9 protein-coding genes are annotated in these 10156 nt (G+C 68.1%); 5 read left to right on the top strand and 4 right to left on the bottom strand.

The genetic code is table 11. The features are described 5' to 3' along the window. Window positions 1-203: 203 nt before the first annotated feature. Window positions 204-1145: a dipeptidase gene (locus GD1_RS16345; RefSeq protein ID WP_059038286.1), complete on the bottom strand. Its 942-nt coding sequence runs from the start codon at window positions 1143-1145 to the stop codon at window positions 204-206. Window positions 1146-1381: 236 nt separating this feature from the next. Here GD1_RS16345 and GD1_RS16340 point away from each other — a divergent pair, with 236 nt between their 5' ends. Continuing rightward, entirely contained in the window at window positions 1382-1672 is a 291-nt protein-coding gene (locus tag GD1_RS16340; protein ID WP_174519064.1) for a DUF485 domain-containing protein, read from the top strand. Beyond that, window positions 1672-3303 carry a monocarboxylic acid transporter gene (locus GD1_RS16335; protein WP_053777127.1) on the top strand — a complete coding sequence of 544 codons (1632 nt, stop codon included), beginning with the start codon at window positions 1672-1674 and terminating at the stop codon, window positions 3301-3303. The genes GD1_RS16340 and GD1_RS16335 overlap by 1 nt, the downstream gene beginning before the upstream one ends. A 123-nt stretch (window positions 3304-3426) precedes the next feature. On the opposite strand, the gene GD1_RS16330 is transcribed toward GD1_RS16335, so the two are convergent. The 3 genes from GD1_RS16330 to GD1_RS16320 all read right to left on the bottom strand — a co-directional run bounded on the left by GD1_RS16330 (window position 3427) and on the right by GD1_RS16320 (window position 6318). Then, window positions 3427-4203 carry an IclR family transcriptional regulator gene (locus GD1_RS16330; RefSeq protein ID WP_059038284.1) on the bottom strand — a complete coding sequence of 259 codons (777 nt, stop codon included), beginning with the start codon at window positions 4201-4203 and terminating at the stop codon, window positions 3427-3429. Window positions 4204-4288: 85 nt separating this feature from the next. Continuing rightward, window positions 4289-5704: an amidase gene (locus tag GD1_RS16325; protein ID WP_059038282.1), complete on the bottom strand. Its 1416-nt coding sequence runs from the start codon at window positions 5702-5704 to the stop codon at window positions 4289-4291. An 11-nt stretch (window positions 5705-5715) separates the two neighbouring features. After that, the gene (locus GD1_RS16320; protein WP_059038280.1) at window positions 5716-6318 is read right to left on the bottom strand and encodes a TetR/AcrR family transcriptional regulator; all 603 of its coding nucleotides are present in this window, start codon (window positions 6316-6318) and stop codon (window positions 5716-5718) included. A gap of 93 nt (window positions 6319-6411) precedes the next feature. On the opposite strand from GD1_RS16320, the gene GD1_RS16315 reads away from it, so the two are divergent. From GD1_RS16315 to GD1_RS16305, 3 genes are read left to right on the top strand one after another with little or no spacing between them, the layout of a single operon-like run. After that, window positions 6412-7653: an MFS transporter gene (locus tag GD1_RS16315; RefSeq protein WP_059038278.1), complete on the top strand. Its 1242-nt coding sequence runs from the start codon at window positions 6412-6414 to the stop codon at window positions 7651-7653. 10 nt (window positions 7654-7663) lie between these two features. Continuing rightward, window positions 7664-8863, top strand: a complete 1200-nt coding sequence (locus tag GD1_RS16310; RefSeq protein WP_059038276.1) for an acyl-CoA dehydrogenase family protein — start codon at window positions 7664-7666, stop codon at window positions 8861-8863. Between the two features lie 52 nt (window positions 8864-8915). Further along, window positions 8916-10028 (top strand): acyl-CoA dehydrogenase family protein, encoded by a 1113-nt coding sequence (locus GD1_RS16305; protein WP_059038274.1) that lies wholly within the window; start codon window positions 8916-8918, stop codon window positions 10026-10028. Window positions 10029-10156 lie beyond the last annotated feature (128 nt).

The raw sequence follows: 10156 nt of genomic DNA, 5'->3' as shown, positions 1-10156 counted from the left end.
GCCAGGCGAGGACCCGAGTCGAAACCCGGCGAGACAACAATGCCCCCAACCGGATCCGACATCGACTCACGAAGATTTCGACACGGTGCCTCGCTACGCTCGGTACCGGCTCAATCACCGTAACCAGATCAACGCGGCAAGACCAACAACACTCTGCCGCAACCCCTTTGGATGGTTGAGCCGCAACCGGAACCGGGGTCACGTCACCAGGACTGCTCGGCGACCCTGCGGAAGTTGCCGCCGAGGACGGCGGTGATGTCGGCGTCGGACCATCCCCGACCGGCCAGGTGGCGGTCGAGGCCGATGAAGGTCTCCGGTGGCATCCACCGGATGTCGCCCCAGCGGGTGTAGGAGTCGTCGAAGGAATCCGGGTGGTTGCGGATCTCGTCGAGGAAGTCGGCGGCGTCGAAGGAATGGTCGGTGCTCACGCCGACGTGGTCGATGCCGATCAGCTCGACCGCGTACTCCAGGTGCCGGGTCATCGCGTCGAGGTCGGGGGTGTTGGGCCCCAGGAAGATCCCGACGCCGGTGATCCTCACGACGCCGCCGGTGTCGGCGCAGGCGTGGGCCTGCTCGTCGGTGATGTTGCGTGGATGCTCCCACACCGACCGCATGCAGGAATGGCTGTAGATGACGGGCCTGGTGGAGACCTCGCACATGTCCAGACCGGTGCGGGCGCTGCAGTGGGAGCCGTCGGGGACCATCCCGGACCGGTTCATCTCCGCCACCAGGTCACGGCCCCACGCGGTGAGGCCGGTGTCGTCGGTGTCGAGGCAGCCGCAACCGGCGCGGTTGGCGTGGTTGTACGACGGGAGCATGGTGCGCACGCCGAGGTCGACGAAGGCCGCGACGTTGTCGAGGTCGCCGTCGAGCGGGTTGGAGTCCTCGAGATCGAAGCCGATCGCGATCTGGTCGACACCGGCGTCGACCTCGGCCACGTCGGTGATCAGCCGTAGACCGGGATGGGCGGTGACGCCGGCACGGAACCGATGCAGCAGCACGGTGGAGTCGGCGCAGGTCTGCGGGGCGTAGCCGACGTTGACCGACACATAGGTGGGGCCGGGCCGGGCGAATCGCGACAGTGGCTCGACGTCGGCGTCGGGCTGCAACGGCAGGCAGGCGTGCTGATCCCAGAGCAGGCGCATCGCCCAGTTGTATCACCGCCGGCCGCCGACCGTTCGTCGGTCGGCACCGACCGTCCGGCGCATAGATCATCGGCTTCGTCGTGTGACGCAGGCCACGCCATTGTGTGTGATCTGGGACTCAGTGGAATCTGTCTCCAACAACCATCACAGCTTTGGAGGAACTCGTGTCCACTGCCGAACATGACACGACGGTGACGCCGCCACCGCCGACGCCGACAGGCGAGCAGTTCATCGCCATGCAGGCGAGTCCGCAGTTCCGGGATCTCAAGCGCTCCTTGCTGCGCTTCGTGATCCCGATGACCGCGTTCTTCCTGCTCTGGTATGCCGTCTACGTCCTGCTGGGCGCCTTCGCCCACGACTTCATGGCGACGCCGGTCTGGGGCAACATCAACCTCGGTCTGATCCTGGGTCTGTTGCAGTTCGTGACGACCTTCGCGATCACCTTCGCCTACGTACGCTTCGCCAATCGCGACCTCGACCCGAAGGCCGCCGCGATCCGCGCCGAGATGGAAAGTGAGGCAGTCTGATGACCGCACTCGCCGCCGGCGCCGTCGGCAACCCCGTGACCAACATCGCGATCTTCGTCGCCTTCGTGGCGTTCACGATGTTCGTGGTGATCCGGGCCAGCCGCAACAACTCCTCCGCCGCCGACTATTTCACCGGGGGCCGCGGCTTCTCCGGCCCTCAGAACGGGATCGCCATCGCCGGCGACTACCTCTCGGCGGCCAGCTTCCTCGGTATCGCCGGCGCCATCGCCGTCTACGGATACGACGGCTTCCTCTATTCGATCGGCTTCCTCGTCGCCTGGCTGGTGGCCTTGCTCCTGGTGGCCGAATTGCTGCGCAACACCGGCAAGTTCACCATGGCCGACGTGCTGAGCTTCCGCCTCAAGCAGCGCCCGGTGCGCCTGGCCGCGGCGATCTCGACCCTCGCGGTGAGCGTGTTCTACCTGCTCGCCCAGATGGCCGGCGCCGGTGGCCTGGTGGCCCTGCTGCTCGACGTGGAATCGCGTACCGGACAGTCCATCGTGATCGCCGTGGTCGGCGCGCTGATGATCGTCTACGTGCTGGTCGGCGGTATGAAGGGCACTACCTGGGTGCAGATCATCAAGGCCGTCCTGCTGATCGCCGGTGCCGCCGCGATGACCCTGATGGTGCTCGCCAAGTTCGGGCTGAACGTGTCCGAGATCCTCGGCAGCGCACAGCATGCGATCAGCGGGTCCAGCAACGAAGCCGTCGCCGCCCGTGACGTTCTCGCCCCCGGCGCCAAGTACGGCGGCTCGCTGGAGTCGCAGATCAACTTCATCTCGCTGGCCATCGCCCTGGTGCTCGGCACCGCGGGTCTGCCCCACGTGCTGATGCGCTTCTACACCGTCCCCACCGCGAAGGAGGCCCGCCGCTCGGTGGTCTGGGCCATCGCCCTGATCGGTGCGTTCTACCTGTTCACCCTGATCCTGGGCTACGGTGCCGCCGCGATCGTCGGCCCCGACCGCATCCTCGCCGCCGCCGGCAAGGAGAACGCCGCAGCCCCGCTGCTGGCCTTCGAACTCGGTGGCACGGTACTGCTCGGCATCATCGCCGCGGTCGCCTTCGCGACCATCCTCGCCGTCGTCGCCGGTCTGACGATCACCGCATCGGCATCGTTCGCCCACGACATCTACGCCAGCGTGATCAAGCGCGGTAAGTGCTCCGAGGACGATCAGGTGCGGGTCTCGCGCTACGCCGCAATCACTCTCGGTGTGGTCGGTATCGTCCTGGGCATCCTGGCCAACGGTCAGAATGTGGCCTTCCTGGTGGCCCTGGCCTTCGCGATCGCCGCCGCCGCCAACCTGCCGACCATCATCTACTCGCTGTACTGGAAGCGCTTCAACACCCGCGGTGCCCTGTGGAGCATCTACGGCGGTCTGGGGTCGACGCTGCTCCTGATCATCTTCTCCCCCGCGGTCTCCGGCAAGGCCACCTCGATGATCCCCGGCTCCGACTTCGCCTGGTTCCCGCTGGAGAACCCCGGCATCGTCTCGATCCCGCTGGCCTTCGCGCTCGGCATCATCGGCACCCTGACCGCACCGTCGGATCGCGGTACCCCCGAACGCAATGCGGAGATGGAGGTCCGTTCGATCACCGGTGTGGGCGCCGAGAAGGAGGTCGTGAACCACTGACCGGACGCCCGCTCCCCCACCGGGACAGCGGGCACCCCGAACACCGACGCGCCAGGGCCGCATCACCTCTCAGGTGGTGCGGCCCTGGTGTCGTTGCCCGACCACCCGACCGGCGATCAGCGATCAGCGATCGACGACGCCCGGGGTTGACGAATCACCCAGTGTCCGTGCGATTCCCGCGGCGGCGACGCGGAGTGCGGCCACCAGTGACGCCTTGGTCCGGCCGAGCGTGGGCACCACCACACCGAGTGCCCCGACGACCTCGCCGTCGACCACGATGGGCACACCCACCGAACACGCCCCCAGCGTCATCTCCTCGGTGGTGGTGGCATACCCGAGCTGGCGAACCTGCCGGAGCTGGCGGTCGAGGACACCGGGTACCGCGATCGTGTGCCGGGTGATCCGGGGCAGATCGGCCAGCGCCTGATGGCGGATCTCGCCGGGAGCGTAGGCCAGCAACACCTTTCCCACGCCCGTCGCATGCATCGGGAGCCGGCTGCCGAGGCGGCTGACCACCGGCACCGAGGTGCTGCCCGACAGCGTGTCGAGGTAGAGGACCCGGGTCCCCTCGCGCACGGCGAGATGGACCGTGGCACGGGTCGTGGCGTGCAGATCGTGCATGAACGGGGTGGCCGCGTCCCGCAGACCCGATTCCACCGGGGCGAGCAATCCCAGATCCCACATGCGTTTGCCGACGACGTAGCGGCCGTCGTCGCCGCGGACCAGCGCACCCCACTCGACCATCTCGGCCACCAGCCGATGGGTCGTCGGCACCGGTATCTCGGTCCTGGTGGCGATCTCGGTGAGGGTGAGCGCGCGGTGTCTGCGGTCGAAGGCACCCAGGATGGACAGCACCCGCCCGGCCACGGACTGTCCGGGAGTGCGGCTGTTACCGGCCATTCCTGCTCACCGGCACCGGTCACTCATCTCACCGGGCGTCCCCATCGTTGTGCCTCCACCATCTGGTCTGCGTGTCGGTTCGGTTCTACACCGCGTCCTGGATCCGCGCGAAGGGGGCTGCGGCCTCGAGCTCGTAGGCCAGCTCGAGCAGGGTGCGCTCGTCCCCGAGATCGGCCGAGAAGTGGATTCCCAGCGGCAGTCCCGTCGACGTGCGGGCCAGCGGCAGGCTGATCGCCGGGGTACCGGAGGTGTTGTTGGCCGGGGTGAACGCGACATAGCGGGTCAACCGGGAGAAGATCTCGTCGAAATCGCCACCGGGATCGAGGTATCCGATCTCCGGGGTGGTGTGGGCGAGGGTCGGCGACAGGACGGCGTCGAACTGGGTGAAGGTCTCGCGCAGCTGCGCCGTCGACTTCTTGAGTCCGCGCAGCACCGACGGGGTCCGCCAGAACGATCGCAGGAATCGGCGCGACAGCCCCCGGGTGAACGGGTCGAGCTGCGATCGGTCGAAGTCCTTGTCGATCATGCGCTTTCCGAACCGGTCGAGCGCGAATGCCAGCATCGCCCAGTAGGCGGTGAACTGGTCGACGTAGTCACGTTCCACCGGGATGGGCACGAATTCGGTTCGGTGACCGAGACTTTCGAGGAGTTCGGCGGCCTCGGTCAGGCCGCGCTGGGTGTCCGGGTCGAGGAGTTGACCGGTGAGCGGTTCGGTGAGCATCGCGATCCGCAGCCGACGCTCCGACGGCCCCTCCACCAGCCCGACCGGCGGCAGATCCGGTGCGGGCCGGAACCGTTCGGCGTCGGCGAGGAAGTACGCGGTGTCGCGGACGCTGCGGGTCAGCACGCCGTTGGAGATCAGGTCGATCGGCATCGACTCCCCCTCCGGCGACGGCGCCACCCGGTTGCGGGTGGGTTTGAGACCGACGAGCCCGCAGGCGGCGGCCGGGATGCGGATGGACCCGCCGCCGTCGTTGGCGTGCGCGATCGGCAGCGCGCCGGCCGCGACGAGAGCCGCCGACCCACCCGAGGACGCCCCGCACGAGAAGTCGGTGTCCCACGGGTTGCGGGTGGGATCGCGGTCGACGAACTCGGTGGTGGCGGTCAGTCCGAACGCGGGCAGCGTGGACGCGCCGACCAGGTTGACCCCGGTGGCCAGCAACTGCTCGGTGAACGGTTCGCTGGCGGCGGCCGCACGCTCGGGGACCGCCGCCGACCCGTGCCGTGTCGGGAGCCCGGCGAACAGGGTGTTGTTCTTGATGATCGAGGGCACCCCGGCGAACACCCCGGGCGCATAGGCCTCGTCGGCGGCGCGTTTGCGGGCGCGTTCCCGGTCGTCGACGGCGACCGCGTTGAGCTGCGGGTTGACCGCGTCGATCCGGGCGAGGGCGGCGTCGACCGCCTCCGTGGCCGAGAAGTCACCGGCGGCGATGGCCGCGGCCACACCCACCGCGTCGAGATCGGCCAGCACATCCTCGGTGAACGAGTGCACATGCTTCATGCGGGCCGAGCCTAGCCGTCGAGCGCCATCCGCATGGTGTCCTCGGCGAGTCCGGCCGCGAATTCGTCGTCGATGGGCAGTCCGAACACCGCGTGGTGATAGAGCGGCGCGATGATGTGGCACAGGATGGCGGTCACCGTCGGGGCGGCCTCGCCACGCACACGGGCCCGCTCGACCATGGTCTCGGCCTGTTCGCGGCGGATCTCCCAGCACGGGCACAGTTCGACGGGTTCGTCGCGCGTGTTGACCAGGGCTCGCAGATAGGCGCGGCGCCGGGGCCGGGTGATGTCGGCGCCGATGATCGTCGCCCAGGCGTCGAGGTCGCCGCGCAGGGTTCCGGTGTCGGGGATGTCCTCGCCGCGGGTGAGGACCGCGACCGCGACCTCCTCCAGCAGCGCGGTGATCGATCCCCACCGACGGTAGATGCTGGTGGGGTTGACCCCGGCGATCTCGGCCACCTGCGGAATGGTCATGGTGTCGCGGTGGCCGCGACCGACGAGTTCGCCGACCGCCGAGTACACCGCCTGCTGCACCCGCGCGCTGCGTCCGCCCGGGCGGCGCGCGCCGCCCGGTCCGGAGTCCTCGGTGTCCGAAGCCGCTGCCGATGCACCCATGGAATCAATTATTGCAAACTGCGTTGCATTAAGGCATCACCACCGTGTTAGCGTTCTGAACTAACGCAAACACATTTGCTTTTGGAGGACAGGATGTCACGGCTGCACCCCCATCGCGCCTTCTGGGTGATCACGACGACGTTGGTGATGGTGTTGTTCGCCTCGGCCGCGCCGTCGCCGCTCTACCCCGTCTACCAGGAACTCTGGGGATTCTCGTCGTTCACCCTGACCCTGGTGTTCGCGATCTATGTGGTGACGATGCTGATCAGCCTGCTGTCGGTGGGATCGCTGTCCGACCACATCGGACGACGCCCCGTGCTCGCCGGCGCACTGGCCTTGCTGATCGTGAGCATGGTGCTGTTCCTGGCCGCCGACGGCGTGGGAATCCTGATGGCCGCGCGTGCCCTGCAGGGCCTGGCCACCGGCGCCGCGATCGGCACGCTCACCGCGACCGTCGTCGATATGCAGCCGTCGGCGAAGACCGGATCGGCGATCAGCGGTGCGGCCCCGGCGATCGGCCTGGCCGGCGGGGTCGCGGTGGCCGGCATCCTCGTCCAGTACGCCCCGGCCCCACGGTTCCTGATCTACGAGATCACCCTCGCGCTCTACGCCGTACTGCTGATCGCACTGCTGATCGTCCCGGAAACCTCGGAGCGCGTGGGCTTCTCGTCACGCAGGCATGTCGCCACCACTCTCGCACCGCGGGCCTCGGTGCCCGCCGAGGTCCGCCGTGAGTTCTGGATCGCGCTGCCCGCCTTCATCGCGACATGGTCGCTCGGCGGACTGTTCCTGTCGCTCGGGTCGTCGGTGGTGGCCAAGGTCTTCGACGTCGACAACCACGCCCAGGCGGGCCTGCTGCTGTTCGGCTTCTTCTGCTCCGCGGCGATCACCTCGCTGCTGATCACCGGCCGGGCACCGGCGAGCAAACTCACCTTCGGCTACCCCGCCCTCGCCGGCGGTGCGGTGATCTCGCTCGTCGGGGTCCTCGCCGGCAACCTGCCCACCTACGTCGTCGGATCGCTGATCGCCGGTTCCGGATTCGCCGGCACCTACATCGGTGCCCTCGACTCGGTCAGCAACCGCACCCCCGCCGGGCAGCGCGGTCAGGTGTTCTCCACCGTGTTCATCGTCAGTTACGTGGCGTTCAGCGTGCCCGCGGTGATCGCCGGACTCCTCGTCGGTCATGTCGGGCTGCGCGAGACCGTCATCGGATACGTGACATATGTGCTGGCCCTGGCCGTGGTGGGCGCCCTGATCACCGCACGCATGAGACGATTGGCCTCGATACGCCCCGATTCAGGGGTCCAGGTATCGACGGCGGACGCCAGAGTGTAGGAAGGGAACCATGCACCTGAAATTCAGTTCAAGTGAGGAAGCTTTCCGGGACGAGCTGCGGACTCTCTTCACGACCCAGGTTCCCAAGGATCTGCGTGAACGCTGCGCCGCGGGCAACCTCAACTACCCCGACGACATCGTCACCACCACTCGCATCCTGAACGAGGCCGGCTATGCGGTCCCGCACTGGCCCCTCGAGTGGGGCGGCAAGGACTGGACCCCCATCCAGCACCACATCTACCGCGAAGAGATGGCACTGAACTTCGTGCCGGATCTGCTGCCGTTCAACGCCGGCATGATCGGCCCGGTGATCGCGCAGTTCGGCTCGCAGGAGATGAAGGAACGCTTCCTGCCGAAGACCGCCAACCTCGACATCTGGTGGTGCCAGGGCTTCTCCGAGCCCGAGGCCGGCTCCGACCTGGCGTCGCTGAAGACCCGCGCGGTGCGCGACGGTGACCACTACGTCATCAACGGCCAGAAGACCTGGACCACGCTGGGCCAGTTCGCCGACTGGATCTTCTGCCTCGCCCGGACCAACCCGGATGTCAAGAAGCAGGCCGGCATCTCGATGTTCCTGTTCCCGATGGACACCCCCGGTGTGGAACTGCGCCCGATCCAGCTGATCGACGGCGGTTACGAGGTCAACGAGGTCTTCTTCAAGGACGTGCGCGTCCCCGCCGAGAACATGGTCGGCAACGAGAACGAGGGCTGGACCCAGGCCAAGTTCCTGCTCGGCAACGAGCGCAACGGCATCGCCCGCGTCGGCTACACCAAGACCAAGCTGGCCCGCGCCAAGGAACTCGCCCGCGAGATCACCGGCGCCGACGGCAAGCCGCTGATCACCGATCCGCTGCTGTCGGCTCGTCTGGCCGAGCTGGAGAACGAGCTGCTGGCCCTCGAACTCACCCAGCTGCGCGTGGTCGCGTCGTCGGCCGACGGCAAGCCGAATCCGGCGTCGTCGCTGCTCAAGCTGCGCGGTAGCCAGCTGCAGCAGGAGGCCATGGAGCTGCTCGCCGACATCGCCGGCCCGGACTCGCTGCCGGTCGCCGGGATCGACCCGGCCGCCCCGAACGGTTCGGCCGAGATCGCCGCACCGGAGTGGGCGCAGCTGACCGCACCCACCTACCTGAACTACCGGAAGGTGACCATCTACGGCGGTTCGTCGGAGGTTCAGCGCCAGATCATCGACAAGGCCGTGCTGGGTCTGTAGGCCGCGCGCCTCGATCCCACCGCCCTCCGACCTCCCAACCCGAGGAACCAACATGGATTTCGAACTGTCCGAAGAACAGACGATGTTGCGCGACACCGTGCGTGACGTGCTCAGCAAGGCCTACGACGTCGAGAAGTTGCGCGCGGTCTCCGAGACCGAGCGCGGCTGGAGCACCGACGTGTGGCGCTCGCTCGCCGAGATCGGCATCCTGGGCCTGACCTTCGCCGAGGAAGACGGCGGCATGGGTGCCGGCCCGGTGGAGTTCGCCAGCGTCATGACCGAGATCGGTCGCGCCCTGGCCCCCGAGCCCTACCTCGACGCGGTGCTCGTGCCCGGCTCGCTGATCGCCGCCACCGCCGACGAGGCCACCCGCGCCGAGCTGCTCGGCGGCCTTGCCTCCGGCGAGCTCCTGATGGCCTTCGCCCACCACGAGGCCGGCGACCGCTGGCCGGTTGCCGCCGTGCAGGCGAGTGTGGCCGACGGCAAGCTGACCGGCACCAAATCGCTGGTGCCGCAGGGCAACATCGCCGACAAGCTGGTGGTCTCCGCCCGCGAGAACGGCGAGCTGGGCCTGTACCTGGTGGACGCCGACGCCGAGGGTGTCACCCGCACCGCCTACCGCACCCACGATCGTCGTCGCGGCGCGCAGATCGAGTTCACCGACGCCCCGGCCACCCGCCTGGGCTCCGGTGACGCGGCCGGCGTCATCGCCGACGCCGAGGTGGGCATCCAGACCGCCCTGTGTGCCGAGGCCGTCGGCGCGATGGAGCGGGCCCTGGACCTGACCGTCGAATACCTCAAGACGCGCAAGCAGTTCGGCGTGACGCTGTCGGTGTTCCAGGCGCTCACCCACCGTGCCGCCGACGTCTACGTGCAGGTGGAGCTGGCCCGCTCGATGAGCCAGTACGCCACCACCGCACTGGCCGACGGCATCACCGACCCGATCATCGCCTCGCGCGCCAAGCTGCAGATCTGCCGCTCCAGTCGCATCGTCGGCCAGGAGGCCATCCAGATGCACGGCGGCATCGGTATGACCGCCGAGTACCCGGTGGGTCACTACACCAGCCGCCTCACCGCGATCAGCCACACCCTCGGTGACGGCAACGATCACCTGAGCAAGCTGTCGGCGAATGTGGACACCTACGACCTGGTGAACCTCACCTAGTCGGCGAACCCGCCCGGCCGGCCACCGGTCCGGCCGGCACCGATCGGTGACGAGCCCCTCGACGTCCTCGCGTTTTGCGAGCCGCGTCGGGGGGCTCGTTCGCTAGGGTTTGTCCGAACGACCGGTTC

This window comes from Gordonia desulfuricans NBRC 100010, from assembly GCF_001485495.1.
GTDB lineage: Bacteria > Actinomycetota > Actinomycetes > Mycobacteriales > Mycobacteriaceae > Gordonia > Gordonia desulfuricans.
The sequence above is the reverse complement of the archived record's forward strand: the minus strand, read 5'-3'. Positions and strand labels throughout refer to the sequence as shown.

Coding starts and splice junctions, on each gene's coding strand:
- GD1_RS16340 (WP_174519064.1), top strand. CDS start 1,382: ATGCAGGCGAGTCCGCAGTTCCGGGATCTCAAGCGCTCCTTGCTGCGC.
- GD1_RS16335 (WP_053777127.1), top strand. CDS start 1,672: ATGACCGCACTCGCCGCCGGCGCCGTCGGCAACCCCGTGACCAACATC.
- GD1_RS16310 (WP_059038276.1), top strand. CDS start 7,664: ATGCACCTGAAATTCAGTTCAAGTGAGGAAGCTTTCCGGGACGAGCTG.
- GD1_RS16320 (WP_059038280.1), bottom strand. CDS start 6,318: ATGGGTGCATCGGCAGCGGCTTCGGACACCGAGGACTCCGGACCGGGC.
- GD1_RS16330 (WP_059038284.1), bottom strand. CDS start 4,203: ATGGCCGGTAACAGCCGCACTCCCGGACAGTCCGTGGCCGGGCGGGTG.
- GD1_RS16315 (WP_059038278.1), top strand. CDS start 6,412: ATGTCACGGCTGCACCCCCATCGCGCCTTCTGGGTGATCACGACGACG.
- GD1_RS16325 (WP_059038282.1), bottom strand. CDS start 5,704: ATGAAGCATGTGCACTCGTTCACCGAGGATGTGCTGGCCGATCTCGAC.
- GD1_RS16305 (WP_059038274.1), top strand. CDS start 8,916: ATGGATTTCGAACTGTCCGAAGAACAGACGATGTTGCGCGACACCGTG.
- GD1_RS16345 (WP_059038286.1), bottom strand. CDS start 1,145: ATGCGCCTGCTCTGGGATCAGCACGCCTGCCTGCCGTTGCAGCCCGAC.